The organism is Pseudobdellovibrio sp. HCB154 (assembly GCF_046267985.1).
Classification (GTDB): domain Bacteria; phylum Bdellovibrionota; class Bdellovibrionia; order Bdellovibrionales; family Bdellovibrionaceae; genus Pseudobdellovibrio.
This window is the reverse complement of record NZ_CP176530.1, coordinates 2,634,638-2,653,561: the sequence shown is the minus strand read 5'-3', so window position 1 is coordinate 2,653,561 and position 18,924 is coordinate 2,634,638. Positions and strand designations below refer to the sequence as shown.

At 40.5% G+C, this 18,924-nt stretch carries 13 protein-coding genes; 6 read left to right on the top strand and 7 right to left on the bottom strand.

What is annotated here, in order from left to right; all coding sequences use genetic code 11:
- Positions 1-36: 36 nt before the first annotated feature.
- Entirely contained in the window at positions 37-3,261 is a 3,225-nt protein-coding gene (locus ACKWCF_RS12870; protein WP_409477998.1) for a zinc-dependent metalloprotease, read from the bottom strand.
- A 64-nt stretch (positions 3,262-3,325) separates the two neighbouring features.
- Positions 3,326-4,219, bottom strand: coding sequence for a hypothetical protein (locus ACKWCF_RS12865; RefSeq protein ID WP_409477997.1), 894 nt, complete (start codon positions 4,217-4,219; stop codon positions 3,326-3,328).
- Positions 4,220-4,333: 114 nt separating this feature from the next.
- Here ACKWCF_RS12865 and ACKWCF_RS12860 point away from each other — a divergent pair, with 114 nt between their 5' ends.
- On the top strand, positions 4,334-5,071 hold the full coding sequence (locus tag ACKWCF_RS12860; protein WP_409477996.1) for a viroplasmin family protein: 738 nt from the start codon (positions 4,334-4,336) through the stop codon (positions 5,069-5,071).
- A gap of 6 nt (positions 5,072-5,077) precedes the next feature.
- On the opposite strand, the gene ACKWCF_RS12855 is transcribed toward ACKWCF_RS12860, so the two are convergent.
- On the bottom strand, positions 5,078-6,493 hold the full coding sequence (locus ACKWCF_RS12855; RefSeq protein WP_409477995.1) for a TolC family protein: 1,416 nt from the start codon (positions 6,491-6,493) through the stop codon (positions 5,078-5,080).
- Between the two features lie 17 nt (positions 6,494-6,510).
- Here ACKWCF_RS12855 and ACKWCF_RS12850 point away from each other — a divergent pair, with 17 nt between their 5' ends.
- Together ACKWCF_RS12850 and ACKWCF_RS12845 are read left to right on the top strand one after the other, a co-directional pair.
- Complete coding sequence (locus tag ACKWCF_RS12850) at positions 6,511-9,642, top strand: efflux RND transporter permease subunit (RefSeq protein WP_409477994.1); 3,132 nt, start codon at positions 6,511-6,513, stop codon at positions 9,640-9,642.
- 3 nt (positions 9,643-9,645) lie between these two features.
- The gene (locus tag ACKWCF_RS12845; RefSeq protein ID WP_409477993.1) at positions 9,646-10,686 is read left to right on the top strand and encodes an NAD(P)-dependent alcohol dehydrogenase; all 1,041 of its coding nucleotides are present in this window, start codon (positions 9,646-9,648) and stop codon (positions 10,684-10,686) included.
- Positions 10,687-10,696: 10 nt separating this feature from the next.
- On the opposite strand, the gene ACKWCF_RS12840 is transcribed toward ACKWCF_RS12845, so the two are convergent.
- Genes ACKWCF_RS12840 through ACKWCF_RS12825 form a run of 4 tightly spaced genes read right to left on the bottom strand, consistent with a single transcriptional unit; the run spans position 10,697 to position 15,126 of the window.
- A complete protein-coding gene (locus ACKWCF_RS12840; protein ID WP_409477992.1) occupies positions 10,697-11,863 on the bottom strand; it encodes an acyl-CoA dehydrogenase family protein in 1,167 nt (388 codons plus the stop codon).
- Positions 11,864-11,892: 29 nt separating this feature from the next.
- On the bottom strand, positions 11,893-12,912 hold the full coding sequence (locus ACKWCF_RS12835; RefSeq protein ID WP_409477991.1) for a 2-oxoacid:ferredoxin oxidoreductase subunit beta: 1,020 nt from the start codon (positions 12,910-12,912) through the stop codon (positions 11,893-11,895).
- Positions 12,909-14,750, bottom strand: coding sequence for a 2-oxoacid:acceptor oxidoreductase subunit alpha (locus ACKWCF_RS12830; protein ID WP_409477990.1), 1,842 nt, complete (start codon positions 14,748-14,750; stop codon positions 12,909-12,911). The genes ACKWCF_RS12835 and ACKWCF_RS12830 overlap by 4 nt, the downstream gene beginning before the upstream one ends.
- Positions 14,751-14,760: 10 nt before the next feature.
- Complete coding sequence (locus tag ACKWCF_RS12825) at positions 14,761-15,126, bottom strand: putative zinc-binding protein (protein WP_409477989.1); 366 nt, start codon at positions 15,124-15,126, stop codon at positions 14,761-14,763.
- Positions 15,127-15,290: 164 nt separating this feature from the next.
- On the opposite strand from ACKWCF_RS12825, the gene ACKWCF_RS12820 reads away from it, so the two are divergent.
- The 3 genes from ACKWCF_RS12820 to ACKWCF_RS12810 are packed head-to-tail and all read left to right on the top strand — an operon-like array spanning position 15,291 to position 18,917.
- Entirely contained in the window at positions 15,291-16,247 is a 957-nt protein-coding gene (locus ACKWCF_RS12820; RefSeq protein WP_409477988.1) for a DUF438 domain-containing protein, read from the top strand.
- Between the two features lie 2 nt (positions 16,248-16,249).
- Positions 16,250-17,239 carry a COX15/CtaA family protein gene (locus tag ACKWCF_RS12815; protein WP_409477987.1) on the top strand — a complete coding sequence of 330 codons (990 nt, stop codon included), beginning with the start codon at positions 16,250-16,252 and terminating at the stop codon, positions 17,237-17,239.
- Positions 17,226-18,917, top strand: coding sequence for a pyridoxal phosphate-dependent decarboxylase family protein (locus ACKWCF_RS12810; protein ID WP_409477986.1), 1,692 nt, complete (start codon positions 17,226-17,228; stop codon positions 18,915-18,917). The genes ACKWCF_RS12815 and ACKWCF_RS12810 overlap by 14 nt, the downstream gene beginning before the upstream one ends.
- Positions 18,918-18,924 lie beyond the last annotated feature (7 nt).

Genomic DNA, 18,924 nt, shown 5'->3' with positions numbered 1-18,924 from the left:
AGCCTTCAAGAGAAGGATTATTTGATCTAACTCGTCTTAGTAGTTAGGAACTACGTTTAATACATCGATTAAATCCGCAGTTTTTTCGCTTAGAGTTTGCTCAAGTTCAGCCATATCAGTATCCCATAAGTAGTTCTCAGCAGCAGATAAAGCTGGTCCAGTTGGTTTTTCTTCACCCTTTGCACGTCTTCCTAAGATGTCTTTGATTAAAGCGTCAGTAAGACCAAGTTTTGCAACCTCTTCCTGAACTTTTAATCTTGAAATTAAGTAGTGAGCTACTTGGTTTTCAGGATTCGCGATATATTTTAAATCACCGATCGTCGCGTTAACTGATTTTTCAGTTACAGTCGCATTGATTGGGTTCATCACATTCGCTTTATGAACCTTGAATAGATCCGCAAATGCACGACCTGAATTAACAGAAGTCATTGTGCTTTGCATTTGTGTAGAGATCGTCTTCATAAATGTTTGCACAAATAAGCTTTCTTTCTCAGGAACACCTAAAATTTTTGCGATTTGCGGAACAATGGCTTCCGGAATCACGTTCGAGCGTAAAGTATCAACTGGCATTTGACCAGATACTAAAGGTACACCGTCTTTATCCTGGATAGTTACTTCAGCCACAGTTTGGTTTAAAACTAAACCTAAACTCATGTCTGCGATTTCACCTTCAAGGTCTGCGATATCTGTATAGTTATCAGTTACTTTATCGAAGCTGTATGAACCAAGCTTACGGCCAAATAAGTATTTTGCCGCTAAAACTTTATCTGGCCAGATACCACGTACGTCGATTTGATCAAGGTACGAATTTGTCGAGTTCATGCTTTTCTTAGACTGGAATGATTTACCGAAAGTACCCACAACTTTGTAAGCTGGGTTTAACGGAACTTCATAACAAGTCGCTGCATCTTTATTTAAGTTTTCTAAAGTCTCAACCGCGATGATTTGAGTCGGTGCTGTCGCTTTGGCAATAGCACACGTCATATCCGGCATCGTTAAAACTTTCATAAAGAAACGAGCAGAGATTTTTGTTGCTTCGTTTAAGTCTTTTAAGAATTCAATTGATTCCCATTCAGCAGCATCATCTGCTAGATCGAATTGTGATTTGATTCTTTCACGCACTTCGAAGAATGTACGTAAGTTATCAAAAGTATATTCAACAGCGCCAGAGTAGTTCAGATCGCCAACCATACTGAAATTGAGTCTGCCATTTCTGAAGTTACGTAAGAAGTATCTTGATTCGTAGCTTTCAATTAATTGGTTCGCAATTTCAACATACGAAGTACCAGCATCAAAACGCTTACAACCTGCATTTGCACCCACGTGCTCATCTGTACAGTATTTGTAATCTTTAAGAACAAGCTTTTCTTCTGTTTTTTCAGCTAACTTTTCTTCTAAAGTGCTTTCTAGTTTAACCATTGTACCGCTTGCAGTTTCAACCTCACGGTTGTAACCGAAACGTAAAGCTGCAACGTCGTATTTACCTAAAGTCACTAAGTTATCTAACTCAGTTGAACCGTATTCCATTGCTGAGCTGTACGGGCTTTCGTGGTCTAAGTGGTGCGCCGTTAATTCTTCGCCAGTATAGAAGTTTGCTTTATCTTCAGAACCAGAAAAGTTATGACGTAAACCAAGGTTATGACCTAATTCGTGAACTAAGACAGAAACGAATGTTCCTGGTAAGATCGCGTTGATTAAACGTTGTTTTTCAGAAGAAGATAATTCTTCCCAAGGGCGTAAGTCATTACCAAGGATTTCTTCAACACCAGCACTTAATTTACCATCAATACCTAAAGCTTCTGGCGTATATAGACAGTGTTTAGAAGCGGCGTAAATAGCATCATTTGATTTAATATTCGAAAACTTAGTATAGTTTTTTACCGAATTTTTAATCATGTTGATGTCTTTAATAGTAAAGTCAGAACCTTTACCCGCAGTTAACTTAGACTTAGCTTGAAGAGCTTTTGCGGCTTTAGCTTGTTTTTGTGCTGCAGCTGCTGGTTGATTCGCCGTCGCAGCTTGTAAGAAAATATTTTTACCGGCAGTGAACGGAACCGCTTTAGCTTTTGATTGCTCAGAAAGTTTATGACGACGGAAATCATCGTAAGTGTACTTGATGTAAGTCTCAAGGATACCTTTGTACATGATTACACGGGCACTTAAAATCTCACCAGTTAAAGGATTTACCGCAGAAGGGCCGTATCCTAAAACGCTTGAAGCTGAAGGGTCTTCAACTAGAACGATCATACTTTTTGTGATGTCGCCCGGCACTTCACCTTTGTTGTCGTGTAATTTTAAGCGAAAGTTTACGTTAGCTTCAGCTAAACCTTCATTCACACGGTCAAAAGCAAGATAAGTCGCAGCACGAACGTCAGCGTTTTCTGGCTTGCTGTAGTTTGCATCTAAATAGTAATCAATCACTTTACGGTTTGGATTCCAGTGATTCATTAATACTTCTTTGTCTTTTTCAGAAGCGTTATTATCAACATCTAACTTCACGTTTTCAGTAGCAAAGAATCCGAAAGTGCCGTCATCTGTCGTTGGGTACTTAACAGCTTTAAAGTCTTTAGAAGCGATCGAGTTAAGTTTTACAAACGAGTAATGATACACTTGTGAAAACGTTAAATCAGATAACGAATCAAGTTTTGATACGCAATCAAGACCAGCTGTAAAAATTCTTTCAACCTGGAAGTTGATTTTACCGTCTTTCATTTCATAACCTAAGAACTTGCTGCTTGATTCACGGTAACAGTTACCTGTGAATAAGTTTTCAAGTTCAATCGGTAAAGTATTTGTTTCGACAATTCTTGCACTGTCAAAGTCAGGTTTGAAATCAGCGCGGGCGCTCCATTTCATATCTGAATCTTTTGTTTCAGATTGCGTACAATCGCCGTGTTTATCTTCAGCACATTTAAATTGAATATGTTCAACCGGGATTTCCATCACCAGTTTTTTATTTGTCGCATTGGCATCAAAGCGTGATTCACGATCAAGTTCTAAAACTTGAAGTGTTTTTTCAGTGAACTGAAACTTAACCAGCTTTTCCTGACCTTGCCAGTAAGGGCGGGCAACGTCAGATGTACGCGTAGAATTCGCTGTAGAAGGAACGTAAAGATATTCTGCCGCCGTGTCGATTTGCGACTTAGCATGAACATCTTCATGGTTTTCGTAATCATAAGCCACTTTTTTTGTACAACCGGCAAAGATTGCCAGCGACATTAAAAAGGCTGCCCCAATTCTCGAGTGTTTATATGGTTTCATGTTCCCTCTCTTGTTCGTATTCATTTTCGTAATCCTTAATTCCTTATTCTTTTAAACTTTTAAATTAGTATGAAAAATTCATCGCCACATTTAGCTCTGCTGTTTTTTTATCAGTAAAGCTGATGTTTGAATCAATACCGTTGGCTTTTAAAGCACTGCCACCGTTAGAGATTCCTGTTGAAATACTGAAGTTGTCAGTTAAACCGTAATCTAAATCAATCGACGTATCGTATGAGTATTTTGGTTTGTTATCGTAATTCATTGCAGTTCTGTAGTTGCCGGCAATACTTAAAGTTAAGCTATCAGTGAAGCTTAGATCTAAAGAAAGACCTTGTGTAATGCCGTACTGGTTGTTTTTCGCGCCATCAGCATTCATATCGTACTCATGAAAATTGCGTTGAGCAGATAAAAGGCCAACGATGGTAAATGGTAAAGTCGTGTTTTTATTAGCGTAAGTGAGTGATGTTCCAACACCCACTGCGCCTTGTAAGCGGTCTGTTAATTGCGAATCACGGTTTGTCGGTGCAATACCGTCAATGCGGTTTCTCCATGTTAATGTAGGATTAATTTCAGCTGTTTTATGTGAAAGGCGAAGGGTTGTATTCGACATATAGAAGTTTTTTGCGCCTTCGTGGTCTTTAATAAAGTTAGTACGAATAGATAACGTGGCTCTGTCTGTGATCTTAGCTGACGGAATAAATGATAAAGACGTTGAAGATGTTCTGTCGTATTCGCCATCAGCATACATATTAGAGGCATAAGAAAGAGAAGCATCTAAACCAAAGATCTTCTTAGGTGGCGTAGCTGTTACTACGGCCGTTGATGTATTCTTTGAAGGATTTACATCGGCTGCAAAAGATTTCGACGCCAAAAGGACACTGGCTAAAGATGAGACAACTACCGCTAATAGTGTCACTCTTGGTCTTAAAATCAATACATTGCTCATTAAAGCCTGCATACGTTCCTTCTGGGCTGGAATCAAAATTTCCAACCAACTCTTGTTATGGAACTATGCGAGACGCGTGCCTAAAGAATTTAACAAACTTGAGTTTTCACCCTAAGATTGTGTCATATGAAATTTATCGTTTACACGGACGGCGCTTGCTCAGGCAATCCAGGCCCTGGCGGCTGGGGAGCTATTGTAGGCTCAATACTGGGAAAAAAAGTAGAAATTAAAGAGCTCGGCGATAGCGAAATCGCTACGACAAATAACCGCATGGAATTAGGTTCTGTACTGGCAGCTCTACAGTACATCGATCAACAAATAAATAACCCTGATTTTTCTATCCAAATTTATACAGATTCTGTTTATGTCATTAAGGGCATCACACAATGGGTTTTCGGCTGGAAAAAACGCGGCTGGAAAAATGCTGAAGGCGCTGCTGTGGTAAACCAAGATATTTGGGAAGCTCTTGATTCTGTGGTCTATAAATTACAGAAGAAAATGAATAACAAAATTAAGTGGGACTATGTGCGCGGCCATCAAGGCACTCCGGGCAATGAACGCTGTGATAAAATCGCGGTCGCTCTTTCGAAAAATGATTACGTGAATCTGTATCACGGCTCAGGTGAAAACTACTTGTTTGATATTACAGAAGCTCCGCCGACAGAACCACTGCCAGAAAATAAATTTACTAAGGCTGAAAAGCCTAAAACTCAGTGGTATGTGGTTTTAAAAAACGGTGTTATTACTCGGTTTAAAACTTGGTCTGAGTGCGAGGCTTCGGTAAAAGGGGCTCCAGGGGTTAAGTTTAAGAAGGTCACATCTGAAGCTGAGGAAGCTGAAGTTTTAAAAGGCTGGGGAAGGTAAGATCTTCTATCGAACCAAATTTTCGTATTCTAGAAGAGTAGTCGTGTAATTTCCTAAGGCGTTGATCGCGGCTACTTCGGCTTGGATTTTTTTGTTGAAGGCATCGATTAAAAAACTAATATCTGTTCTTCCTTGAAAGTACGTCACATTTAGCTGTTTTACTGCTTCAGTACGGTATTTCACGACGTTTTGAGTTGTTTCAACATTCGCGTAGGCGTTTTCTAACTTCTGACGAGTATTTTCGATTTGTAATTTTAAATCGCCTTCAGCGCGGGCGAATCTGGCTAGTTCTACTTCTTGCGTGGCACGACGTAGTTGTTTTTCAGCTTTATTTAAATCGTCGCCAAAGAAGTAATCTAGTTTTACGCCGACGATGTATTTATCTTTGGGGTCGTCTTTCATTTCATTGAAAGATTCTGATTGTGATGGGTCTAAGCCTTGGCCTGTGTATTTACCGTAAACACTGACCTTCGGGTGATCCTTCATGCTTGTTGATTCAAAGCTCGCTACGGCTGATTCGGTTTTTAATTGTTGGACCTTGTATCGACGTAAGGCTTTTACATCGCCTTGAAATTTTGCCGGCAGCGGTTTTACGGTGTTTTGTGGCGTTGTCAGTTCAATCTGTTGTTCAGTTGGAATATTTAACGCTGTTTTTAGCTGTTGCAGATTAGTTAACAGAGTATTTCTGTCTTCTAGCCATGTTTGTTTGCGGGTTTCGTATTCGGCTAAAGCTTGTTCGACTTCGCCAGCACTCGCATAGCTGTTAGCTTTTTTACTTTTAACGTTGGCGACTAAGCGGCCGTATTTTTTTAAAAGGTCTTCATTTTCTTGAACTGATTTTTGGCTGGCTTGCACTCGCCAGTACAATGCTAGAACATCTTTGGTGTTATCTAAAAGATCGATATCTGTTTGCAGGCGGGTGCGTTCGACTTCAGTTTTTGCGGCTTTTAAGACCTGCATTTCTGAGTTTGAAAAAATATAAGGGTAAATATTTTGTTCTAAACCTAGGGTGTAATAGTTCTGAGCGTAGTTTGCCGTGTTGGAATCGTAATCGACGTTGGTGTATTCGAAAGTTGTGGCTGTACCTGTGTAAAAACGTTTATTTAAGATCAAAGTCTTTTTCGTTTTGTCAGAGTCAGGAATGGCAAATGTTGAAACTGACTCGGTCTTATCTTTTTCTAATGAATAATCGAAGTTTAAATTTAAACGATAGCTTCCGTTTAAGGCTTGGTAAGTGAACTCGCTGGTCAGATTACGATTTTCGATTTCTTGGTAATTTAAGCTTTGCGATTGAACCAGTTTTATCACATCATCTTCGGTTAATTTCAGAGGAGAAACATCTGACATAGCGGGTTGTGAAATCAAACACAACATCGACAAAGCGATGTTTCTTACATAGGATTTATTCAAAGCTGTAAACATACACCTCGGAGCTTAGCATGCGAATTTCTGATATCTCAATTAAAAATCCTGTTATGGCATGGATGATCATGGCCTTTCTTATGGTGTTCGGAGCGATCTCGTTTTCACGCTTAGGTATCAGCCAATTTCCCGATGTGGATTTTCCTTCAGTCAACGTATCGATTGCTCTACAAGGTGCTTCGCCCGAAGTGATTGAAACAAATGTTGTTGAGCCTGTTGAAGACGTATTAACAACTTTAGAAGGTATTAAAGGTTTAAGTTCTTCTAGCCGTAGTGGTGTGGGTAATATCTCGGTAGAATTTGATTTAGACCGTAATATCGATGCGGCCCTACAAGAAGTACAAACCAAAGTTTCACAAGCGCAGCGCCGTCTACCAAAAGATGCAGATCCTGCGATTATCACAAAATCAAATCCTGACGATCAGCCAATTATCTGGCTTGCGGTAACTTCTGACTCTGGTGATCGCCGCGAATTAATGAAATACACGCAAGAATACTTAAAAGACCAATTCACGTCAGTTCTTGGTGTAGGTGATATTCAACTGGGCGGTTTTACTGACCCGATTTTGCGCGTGCAGGTGCTGCCAGAAAAATTAAATCGCTACAACATCACAGTGCTTGATGTGATTAACACGATTCAAGCCGAGCATAGCGAACTTCCGGGTGGGCAAGTTGAAAACGCTAAAAATGTTTTTAACGTGCGTGTAAAAGGTGAAGCTAAAACTTTAGAAGAATTCAGAAGTATTATTATTTCTAAACGTGCGGGTCAAACCGTCGCAGACCCGTCATTACGTGTGCGCTTATCAGATGTAGCTAAAATTGATTTAGCCTTAGCTGATGATAAACGTTTTTCACGTTTTAATGAAAAACTAGCTGTCGGTATCGGAATTAAAAAACAACGTGGTACAAATGCTGTGGCTGTAGCTCGTGCAGTTAAAGAGCGCATGGAAGAAATCAAAAAGAATCTTCAGCCGGGTTATCACTTAAATGTTAACTTCGATACCACTCAGTTTATCGAGCGTTCTATCTCGGAATTAAATAAGCATTTACTGATGGCGGTTATTCTAACAGCCTTTGTTTGTTGGTTATTCTTAGGAAGTTTCACAGCCACGGTGAACGTGCTGTTGTCGATTCCGACATCAATTTTAGGAACGTTCATCGCTCTTTATTTCTTAAAGTTTACGTTAAATACTTTTACGCTATTAGGTTTAACATTAGCGATTGGTATCGTGGTCGATGATGCCATCATGGTGTTAGAAAATATCTTTAGGTATAACGAGCGCGGTAAAAACCGTATTGAAGCGGCGATCATTGGTTCGCGCGAAATTACTTTCGCAGCTATCGCAGCCACGGCAGCCGTTGTTGCGATTTTCTTACCAGTCGCTTTTATGAAAGGTATTATCGGTAAGTTCTTTTTACAATTCGGGGTTACGATCTCGTTTGCGGTATTGTTATCACTTCTTGAAGCCTTAACAATTACACCAATGCGTTGTGCTTCGTTTGTTCAGCATTCACACCGTACAACTAAAATCGGTAAAGCTTTTGATTTATTCTTCGATAAGTTAACGCAAAAATACAAACACACTTTACAGTGGACAGTGATTCATAAATGGAAAGTTTTTATCGGGTCAGTTGTCTTGATGGTGCTTTGTTTTGTATTAGTTAAGTTTATCCCGAAAGAATTTACGCCACCGCAAGAGTCAGGTTTATTAATGACGCGTATTAATTTACCAACGGGCACAGCGTTTAGTGTAACTAATGAAACAACTAAACAAGTTGAAAAGTTACTGTTAGCAAATCCGAACGTTTTACAAATCTATTCAAGCGTGGGTGGTTTTTCAGGTTCTGGCGCTGATACCAATACCGCGATGATGTTCGTATCACTTAAGCCAAAATCTGAGCGCACGATTTCACAGGCTGATTTCGTAAAACAAACGCGCGAAGAATTAAAACCGATCGTTAAAGGTCGCGTAACTATGCAAGATCCCACTTCACGAGGTTTTGGTGGTGGTGGCCGTGGTTTTCCGGTTGAGTTCGTTATTAAAGGCCCAGAATGGCAAGAGTTAGAGGCGCAAGCCGACGCTATGATGGAAGAGATGAAAAACAGCGGTCTTATGATCGATGTGGATAGTAATTTACTGCAAGGCTTGCCTGAAATTCAGATCGTGCCTGATCGTGACCGTGCAACGGCGACTGGTGTGAGTGTGAACAGTGTGGCTAGTACGATCAATGCTATGATCGGTGGTGTGCGTGCTGGTCAATATGCTGATGGTGGTAAACGTTATGACATCAGAGTAGATCTTCAAAAAACGGATGATCAGATTAAAGATTTAGAAAAACTTTATATTTCAAATTCAAAAGGTAATTTACTTCCGCTATCTCGAATTGTTGAATTTAAAAAAACTAAAACGTTACAACAAATTAACCGCGATAGCCGTTTACGTTCAATTTCAATTTACGCTAACGTGAATAAAGGCGTAAAAACTGAAGAGGCGATGAAGTTCGTGCGTGAAAAAGCGAAAAACTTAAAACCAAGATACTTTATCGAAGAATTTGGTACATCTAAGTCGCAAAAAGAATCTTTCGAAGGTTTAATTGCAGCTTTGGTTATGGGACTACTTGTGGCGTACATGATTTTAGCGGCGCAATTTAATTCGTTTATTGATCCGGTGACGATTCTAATGGCGTTGCCATATTCAATTGCTGGGGCGTTTATCGGATTATTCGTAACGCAGCAAAGTTTAAATATCTACTCGCTGATAGGGGTACTTCTTCTAATGGGTATCGTTAAAAAGAACTCGATCCTTCTTGTGGAATTCGCCAACTTAGTACGTGACCGTAAGGGTGGTGAAGAATCGCCAGAAAACGCGATGGTTGAAGCAGGGCCTACACGTTTACGTCCGATTCTTATGACCTCATTTGCCACAGTGGCCGGAGCGATTCCGACCGCTATTGCCACAGGCGAGGGCGCAGAGTTGACTCGTTCAATGGCTGTGACGATTATCTTTGGCGTATTATTTTCAACGTTATTAACCTTATACGTGATTCCGGCTTTATATGTGATGTTTGAAAAATTCAAAACACGCAGTAAAAACCAACAAGAAGTGAAAAAGGCTTTCGCTTCCGCCGGCGACGAAGGATTGGAGTAAAGTATGATTCAAGCAAAAGCTTACGGAGTAAATGATAGTAAAGCTCTATTTCAACCAATGACAATCGAGCGTCGTGATCCAAAGCCAGACGATGTGGTGATTGAAATTGCCTACTGCGGGATTTGTCACTCTGATATTCACACAGCAAGAGGTGAATGGTCAGGCACACAATACCCATGTGTTCCGGGGCATGAAATCGTTGGCCACGTTGTAGCTGTGGGTAAGAAAGTTAAAAAATTTAAACTAGGTGAAACAGTTGGTGTGGGTTGTTTTGTTGATTCCTGTGGTAAGTGTGCGCCTTGTAAATCAAATGAAGAACAATTCTGTGAAAAAGGCACGACGTACACATATAACTCGCCAGTCAAAGAAGGCGGATATACTTACGGCGGATATTCTTCGCATATCACAGTTAAGCAAGACTATGTTTTAAAAATTAAAAAAGGTCTTCCACTTGATCGCGTAGCTCCACTTCTGTGCGCGGGCATCACAACTTATTCGCCGTTAAAACGCTACGGCACTAAAAAAGGAAAAAAAGTAGGTGTAGTAGGTCTTGGCGGTTTAGGTCATATGGCCGTTAAAATCGCCAAAGCTATGGGTGCTGAAGTGACGGTGTTTAGTACATCACCAGAAAAAGCGGCCGACGCGAAAAAACTGGGAGCTAAACACTTCGTGTACTCAAAAGAAAAAGCCAACTTTCATCCACTAGCTAAAAAATTTGATCTGATTATTGATTCAGTATCAGCCACTCATAACTTAACGCCATACTTACAAACATTAAAAATCGACGGCACAATGGTGTTGTTAGGCGTACCACCAGAGCCAAGCCAAGTTGTAGCTAGCGCATTAATTGGTGGGCGTAAGCGTTTAACAGGTTCATTAATCGGCGGCATTAAAGAAACTCAAGAAATGTTAAACTTCTGTGCCACGAAAAAAGTTTTTTCAGATATCGAGTTAATCGGCGCTGATAAAATCAACGAAGCGTATGACCGCACGGTGAATGGTGACGTGAAGTATCGCTTCGTCATTGATGCTAAGACGTTTTAAAGCATCGTCTTTATTTAAACGCCGGAATACCAGTTATATGATGTCCTAAAATTAAACGGTGAATATCTTCTGTTCCTTCGTAGGTATTCACTGATTCTAGGTTCAGCATGTGGCGTCCACATTGATATTCATAAGTGATACCGCTGGCTCCTAAAATATCACGTGTTATGCGCGCGTGTTTTAAGGCGTTAGAAACGTTTTTCATTTTAGCCATTGAAATATGCGCTGGCAGAGCTTGGTCTTTGTCTTTCATGCGCCCCAAATGTAAGGCTAATAATTGCCCTAAAGTGATGTCGGTGAACATTTCGACAAGCTTGGCCTGAACAAGCTGAAAGCTGGCGATCGGTTTATCGAATTGAATTCTTGTTTTACTGTAGTTTAAAGCTTCATCATAACAAGCCATTGAAGCTCCTAAAGCTCCCCAAGAAATTCCGTAGCGGGCATTGTTTAAACAGGCAAAAGGTCCTTTTAACCCTTGCACGTTAAGCATTTGCGAAGCGGGCACGCGGCAGTCTTCGAAGATAAGTTCACTGGTGACTGAAGCTTTTAACGAAAATTTCTTTTCGATGTTACGCACAGAAAAACCTTTTAAATCACGATCAACAATAAAACCAACAATTTTATCGTTGTCATCTTTGGCCCAGACAATAGCAACGCCGGCCATACCGCCATTGGTAATCCACATTTTGGCACCGTTAAGAATGTAATCTGCCCCATCTTTTTTTGCGCGCGTAATCATGCCGCCCGGATTAGAACCAAAATCAGGTTCAGTTAAACCGAAACAACCAATAAGTTGGCCTTTGGCCATCTTAGGTAAATATTTTTTCTTATGTTCTTCGCTACCGAAGGCATAGATGGGATACATACATAATGCGCCTTGCACGCTGACAAAACTGCGAATGCCAGAATCGCCACGTTCAAGTTCCTGCATGATTAAGCCATAGGATGTGTAATTGACTCCGGCGCACTCGTAACCCTGAATAGTAGAACCCAATGTGCCTAGTTCGGCTAATTGCGGAATCAAATCAGTCGGAAAAGTGCCGTTCTCATAATGGGTAGAAATTGTCGGAATAATTTCTTTGCTTACAAATTCGCGAAGAGTGTCGCGAATCATTCTTTCTTCGCTGCTAAAGTGTTCGTCGATGTTTAAAAAATCAGGGGCTTCATAAGGTTTCATATTTATCCTTTAATTTTGTTGTTAAACCATTAGCTAAACAAGTTCATGACCCAGTCAAATTGAGCTTGTGTGGGACGCAGTTCTTGTTCGTTTAAATAAGCTAATGGCTTTTCAGTTAAGTTTAAATTTTCAATCAAGTTGGATTCTTCTTCGTTAATATAAAATAAACCTGTTAACACTTCACCTTGGTGACGGGCTTCGGTTAAAACTTTAGCCGCTTCTAAACGGTCGTGAACATTGTGTAGGCGTGAATCAATTTTATTTAGTAAAATTTTTGATCCGTCCGGTAAGGTGATAAGTTCTTTTGAACCTTCTTGGTAATCCACAAGAACCTCTTCCTGAGGGGCATAAAAACCAAGTTCTTGCAAAACCACATCGTGCGATTTTACGTAATTGTAGCTTTTAGTGGAGCCATCGTGATTATTAAACGTAATACACGGAGAAAAAACATCGATTAAAGCCGTGCCTTTGTGTTTCAGTGCCGCTTGAATCAAGGGAACAAGTTGTTTGGCGTCTCCCGAAAAAGACCGGGCCACAAATGTGCATCCTAAATCCAGAGCCAGAGTGCATAGATCGATCGTTTCAAATGGATTTACCGCACCGGTTTTTAATTTAGCCCCTTTATCGGCAGTGGCAGAAAATTGGCCTTTTGTTAATCCGTAAACACCGTTATTGGCCACGAGATAACAAACTGGTAAATTACGGCGAATTAAATGAACAAAGCCACCTAAGCCAATGCTGGCGGTGTCGCCATCGCCACTGATTCCGAGCATGGTTAAATCTGCATTGCAGACTTTAGCTCCGGTTGTGATGGGCGCCATTCTTCCATGCATTGAATTAAATGAAAAAGACTTCGACATAAAATAGGCAGGTATTTTTGACGAACAGCCTATGCCTGACATTTTTGCTAGTTGAAACGGATGAATACCGGCTTGATAACAGGCTGAGATGACATGGTTTGAAATTAAATCGTGGCCACAGCCGGTACACAACGTTGATACGGCCCCTGAATAATCTTTTTTTGTTAATCCGATTGAATTAGCTGTCATAACATCACCTCAACTATTTTATTTTGCACAGCATGTTTCAACAAAGGCTCAAAAATATTTTCTGCAGTTACAGGAGTTCCATCGTACTGGCGAACACTTACCAGCTTTGCCGATAGTTCCGGATATTCGGTTGTTAATAGCTGCGCCATTTGCCCGTCGCGGTTTTGCTCGATGACATAGATAACTTTGTGATTTTGAATAAATGTCTTAACATCATCAGTAAAAGGAACGGCTCGTAGTCTTAAATAATCGGTTTTTATGCCTTTGCTGTTTAAAATTTCACGCGCTTCACGCATCGGCATATCTGTTGTTCCGTAGGCGATAATTCCGACATCGTTTTTCCGATCATCAATAACGGGAGCCGGTATAAATTTTTTAGCTGTCTGCCATTTACGGGCTAAACGGTCGATCACTTCTTTATATTCAGCTGAATCTTCAGTATACAGGCCTTTAGCATTATGCCCACTTCCGCGGGTAAAATAGGCGGCATTCATTTTTTTTGTACCGGGTAAAGTTCTTGGTGCGATAGCATCACCATCGGTTTCAGTGTAACGCATGTAAGTTGTGATTTTTTCTAAATCTGCTTCAGATAAAACTTTTCCGCGGTCGTAGGGCTTGGTCGGGTAAGTCCACGCTTCTTCAATCCAAGAATTCATCCCTAGATCTAAATCACTCATAACAAATACAAGTTGTTGCAAACGTTCGGCTAAATCAAACGCATGCTGAGCAAAATCAAAGCACTCTTTGATATTCGCCGGTAATAACAATGGGTGTTTTGTATCGCCGTGAGATAAATACACCGTTGATAAAATATCTCCTTGCGCTGTTCGGGTCGGCATTCCTGTTGAAGGTCCCACACGCTGAACATTCCAGACCACACAGGGAATTTCAGCATAATAAGAAAAACCGGCAGCCTCGCTCATAAGGCTTACACCTGGTCCGCTGGTTGCTGTCATGGCGCGGGCGCCGGTCCAACCTGCGCCTAAGATCATACCCATTGCCGCAAGTTCATCTTCGGCCTGAACAACGCCGTATTTTTTTTGACCGGTTTCAGAGGTGCGAAGATTGGCGGCGTATTTAATATAATTTTCGACCAACGAAGAAGATGGCGTAATCGGATACCACGAAACAAAAGAGCAGCCGCCGAAGATCGCTCCCAAGGCAGCGGCGGTGTTTCCATCCATCATCACATATTTTTTATTTTGATTTCTTTTTTCGACCTGAAACGGAAAAGCAGTTGTAAAAGCTGATTCGATCTCTGTTTTATTTTCGTCGACCCAGTTATAACCTATGTCAAAACCTTTAAGGTTAGGCGTCATAACAGATTCTTTGTGGCCAAACTGATCTTTTAAACAAGATAACACAGTTTCTTTGTCGAATTTCATTAAGTTCGCCAGCACGCCCACGTAAATAATATTGATCAGCATTTTTTTAATTTTTACCTGATCCGTGGCTTGATCGACTAGTTTTTTAAACGGCACACCTAGATAATGAACATCAGATCTTTTCGTCTCGGAATTAATAACTCCTATATCAGAGTTAAAAATAAAATATCCCCCGGGCTTTACGGTCTTCTGGTCTTCGGCCAAAGTTTGTGGGTTCATCGCCACCATAACATCAGCCTGCTTACGGCGGGCAAGATAGCCTTGTTCAGAGGCGCGAATCCAAAACCAGGTCGGAAGCCCGGCAATGTTTGATGGAAACACATTTTTGCCGCCTACGGGAATACCCATACGAAATAATGATTTGAGTAAAATGTTATTAGCCGATTGGCTGCCAGAACCGTTGACTGTTCCGACACAAATCACAAAGTTATTTACTGAAGTTAAATTTGCCATATGCTGATAACTACTTTAGTTTTTGCAGAATATTTTGCTCAATTTGATTCAGGATGATATCTGCTTGATCCTTATCAAAATCTTCTCCAAGTTTTTTTTTGACTTTAAATTCTGACAAAACAAAGGCTTCAGTAGGGTGCAAATCATGCCTTTTAAGACAGGCTTGGCAGCATTTTAACGGGCAGCCATCAATGGTTATGATTTGACGCCCGGATTTTGCGAAGTTAACTAAAGAAGTTACGTCGCCTCCAACGCCCGCGATACAGCTCATTTCGGCGATCTTTTGTCGGTCGATTTTGATGGCAATGTAATTGGCCATCTGTGCGGCAGACGAACAGCCGGAACAAGAATAAACTATGGGTTTATTTTTACTCATGAGCCTATTTTTTGTGAAAGATTAAGTTTGAGCAATGATCTAGATCATATGTCACGTGCTTTATCTGAAAAACATGATTTAAATCACGTTTAGCGCTGAAAATTCTTTAGCAGCATATGATTTAAGTCATTATTGATTTAGAACCTGCATGCGAATATTTGGTCATGAATATTGAGTCTTTAATTCCAGAGTACGCAAAAAAACTTGAAGCGGGTCATCCACTATTAACTTATGTCGAAGAAAATCGGTATCTCATAGATCTGTTAAACCAGTTATCAAAGGTCGATATCGTTAATGATATTCAGCTGGCCTACAATCTATTTAATCAAATAGCCTGTGTCGATATTCGTTATACAAGAAAAGAGAATCAGTTGTTTCCTTACCTTGAAAAGCGGGGATGGTTTGGACCAAGCCAAGGTATGTGGAGATTTCACGACGATAACCGGCAGCTTATAAAAGACGTTCGGGCCATGCTTGAAAAGAAAGAGACAACTCACTTGCAAGAGCGGGTAGACATCATGCTTAGTGAGCTTCTAAGAATGATGAATGTCGAAGAATCTAGATTGTTTCCGATTGCGTTAGATATTTTACTTCCTGAAGACTGGGAGCAAATGAAAGCCGGTGAAGGTGAAATCGGATGGATGCATAAAACAAATGTGAGCGAAACTGATTCTGCTCAGCTGAAGCAAAATCCACAATCCTCTTTGGCCGATAGCTTTTTAAAATTGTCAGAAGGAAAAATGACCTTAGAACAAATTAATTTGTTGTTTCAGGTCATGCCTTTTGACCTCACTTTTGTCGACGAAAACGACAAGGTCGCTTTTTATAACAGAGGTGAAGAACGGGTTTTCCCCCGAAGTTCCGGGGTTATCGGCCGCGAAGTTCGCTTCTGTCATCCGCCGAAAAGCGTGGATGCAGTGCTTAGAATTTTGGAAGAGTTTAAAGCGGGCCGAAAAGATGTGGCCGATTTTTGGATTAATTACCGCGGACGTTTAATACATATCAGATATTTTGCCGTTCGAGATAAAAACAAAGTCTACCGCGGAGTCATCGAAGTATCGCAAGATGTGACTGAAATCAAAAAATTGGAAGGTGAAAAAAGATTATTAAATTGGGAATAGTGATGGATAAAAAAATCAGGATTTGGTACGTCGGACTTATTGCTCTTGTGCTTTTGATGATTTCAGTGGGCGGCGCAACTCGTTTAACTGAGTCAGGACTTTCAATTACCGAGTGGAAGCCTGTTACGGGAATCATCCCACCGCTAACAGACAAAGACTGGCTTGAAGAGTTCGGAAAATACAAGCTGACCCCGCAGTACCTGCTGGTTAATTTCCAAATGGACCTTTCGCAATATAAATCTATTTATTATTGGGAGTACGGCCACCGGTTGCTGGGAAGAATAATTTTTTTATATGTCTTACTTCCTGGATTATTTTTTTTACGGCGGAAAAAAGTTTCGCTTTTTAATTTTTCAATTCTTTTAACATCGATCGGATTTCAAGGCCTGATGGGCTGGGTTATGGTCAAAAGTGGTCTGATTAAAGAACCTCAGGTCAGCGCTTATCTTTTAGCCGTTCATTATTTTTTAGCGTTAGCTCTATTGGTTTACACCTTTTATTTACTTTGTGCTTACCGAGAACCCATTTACTTTAAGAAAAAAAGTGAAACAGAATGGTTAACGCCCACCGTTGGTATCTTTTTATGTTTACAAATATTTTACGGCTGTCTGATGAGCGGGCTTAGAGCCGGTTATATGTCAGATACATTTCCGCTGATGAGCGGGCAATTTGTGCCAGAGCATCTTTTTGATTTTGCGGCACTGTTCGTGCATTGGACACACCGATGGTTAGGTGTTGCCGTCGCCGTCTTAATTACGATCTATTCTATTTCGGGTTTACAAAGAACAGTGCGAAACAGCCGCGGGCCTTTTATTCATTTATTGGGCATCACTCTTTCGCAAATTTTATTGGGAATTATCTTAGTTATTTTTCATGTTCCAAAAATCGGAGCTGTCTTTCATCAAGTCATGGCTGCTCTCATTGTATTGGGATTTTGTAATATTCTATTCAGAAGTAAAATGAACGAAAGCGGGTTTTATGAAAAAAATTGATTTGCACTGTGTTCCACAAGACGTTGCTGTGAAAAGTTTTTTTCTTGGTCCATCGGCAGAAAACAGGGAATGGATCACGTCGCAGGTCACATATATTTTGAACAGTTGGTTTGACTGGCGTAAAAACTTCAGTGGTGGCGAAGGCTGTTTAATTTCTGACAGCGATAAAGCTGTTAGCGAATTTAAAACCCAACAAAAATGGTCTGAAGACGTTATTGCAAGTTTGGTCAAAAGATTTGAATCAGAGATACCTAAATTTTCACCGCGTTACATCGGACATATGTTTTCAGAAATAAGTATGCCGGCCTTACTTGGGCATATAATTACTTTACTGCATAATCCCAATAATATTTCCAGTGAAGCTTCAACGGTCGGAACTGAAATTGAAAAAGAGGCCATTTATTTTTTAAGTGAACTTGCTGGCTATAGACAGGGAACCGGACATTTTACTTCCGGTGGCACCGTTGCTAATTTTGAATTTTTATTCAGAGCCAGAGAGCGTCTGTTTAATTGGTTAAATGCGGCGGCGGCAGCCGGAGAAAAAGATTTATTTGCGGCCTCAATAATGGGCTGGAGTAAGTACAATGCGATCGTTGACTCTTTAGGCCAGGATAAAATTAAAAAGGTTCATCCTACGAAAGCACCGGTTTTGCTGGTTTCATCAAGTAAGCATTATTCTTGGCCGAAAGGTATGCATTATTTAGGTTTAGGAGAAGAAAACCTGATATATGTCGATCTTGATCAGTCCGGAAGAATGTCAGTTGTCGATTTGTACGAAAAATTAAAATTCCTACAGCAAGAAAATACCCCTCTTTTAGGAGTGGTTGGAATTGCCGGAACCACAGAGCTAGGCACTATCGATCCGATAAGTGAAATTGCGGATGTTCTCAAAAAATTTACTTGCGGTAAAGACGGCCATATTTGGTTTCATATCGATGCGGCCTATGGAGGATTTTTTCGCTCTCTCGTTAAAGCAGAGTCAGCAGCGAATTTAGACACAGCGACTTTTAAGAATTTGCTCAGCATGTCTGAAGCCGATTCAGTGACGCTTGATCCGCACAAATTAGGTTATGTTCCTTATGCTTCCGGGGCTTTTATCTGCAAGAACTCTGAAGATTATTTTATTAAGCCGTTTACCGGTCCGTATATAAAGAGCGACAGGCATAATTTAGGAAACTTCACCATCGAGGGTTCGCGCTCAGCCGCCGGTGCTGTAGCAACGTATACGTCGATGAAATGCTTTCAGGGTTCTGATGGCTACGCCAGAATTTTAGCTCGAACGATGTTAGCAAAAGATATATTCAAAAAAGCTTTGCAAAAAAACGAAATGAAAATTCTTTTTCCAGGGGGGCAAGATACGAATATTTTATGCTTTTCTGTGGTGGCCGGGTTTAAAAACCTATCACAAGTGAATTCGTTAAATTTACGTATCTATGAGCGAATAGCCGAAGAAAACAAATATTGGATTTCAAAAACGACTCTGACTAAGCATCATTTTAACCTCATGATTCATAACAGTTGTATGAAAGAATGCCTTGCTCTTGATTCTGAAGAAATGGTTTTGCTGCGGCTGACTTTGATGAACCCCTTTATCATTTCAAAAGAAAGCCCTGTTGACCATGCTACACGTTTTGCAGAGCTTATAAATCATGTCGCTTATGATCTAAATCATAAATAAAACACAG

Bases quoted from the DNA above. Each gene is read 5' to 3' on its own strand.
- ACKWCF_RS12865 (WP_409477997.1), bottom strand. From the start codon at position 4,219: ATGCAGGCTTTAATGAGCAATGTATTGATTTTAAGACCAAGAGTGACA.
- ACKWCF_RS12870 (WP_409477998.1), bottom strand. From the start codon at position 3,261: ATGAAACCATATAAACACTCGAGAATTGGGGCAGCCTTTTTAATGTCG.
- ACKWCF_RS12845 (WP_409477993.1), top strand. From the start codon at position 9,646: ATGATTCAAGCAAAAGCTTACGGAGTAAATGATAGTAAAGCTCTATTT.
- ACKWCF_RS12840 (WP_409477992.1), bottom strand. From the start codon at position 11,863: ATGAAACCTTATGAAGCCCCTGATTTTTTAAACATCGACGAACACTTT.
- ACKWCF_RS12855 (WP_409477995.1), bottom strand. From the start codon at position 6,493: ATGTTTACAGCTTTGAATAAATCCTATGTAAGAAACATCGCTTTGTCG.
- ACKWCF_RS12830 (WP_409477990.1), bottom strand. From the start codon at position 14,750: ATGGCAAATTTAACTTCAGTAAATAACTTTGTGATTTGTGTCGGAACA.
- ACKWCF_RS12810 (WP_409477986.1), top strand. From the start codon at position 17,226: ATGAAAAAAATTGATTTGCACTGTGTTCCACAAGACGTTGCTGTGAAA.
- ACKWCF_RS12860 (WP_409477996.1), top strand. From the start codon at position 4,334: ATGAAATTTATCGTTTACACGGACGGCGCTTGCTCAGGCAATCCAGGC.
- ACKWCF_RS12820 (WP_409477988.1), top strand. From the start codon at position 15,291: ATGAATATTGAGTCTTTAATTCCAGAGTACGCAAAAAAACTTGAAGCG.
- ACKWCF_RS12825 (WP_409477989.1), bottom strand. From the start codon at position 15,126: ATGAGTAAAAATAAACCCATAGTTTATTCTTGTTCCGGCTGTTCGTCT.
- ACKWCF_RS12815 (WP_409477987.1), top strand. From the start codon at position 16,250: ATGGATAAAAAAATCAGGATTTGGTACGTCGGACTTATTGCTCTTGTG.
- ACKWCF_RS12835 (WP_409477991.1), bottom strand. From the start codon at position 12,912: ATGACAGCTAATTCAATCGGATTAACAAAAAAAGATTATTCAGGGGCC.
- ACKWCF_RS12850 (WP_409477994.1), top strand. From the start codon at position 6,511: ATGCGAATTTCTGATATCTCAATTAAAAATCCTGTTATGGCATGGATG.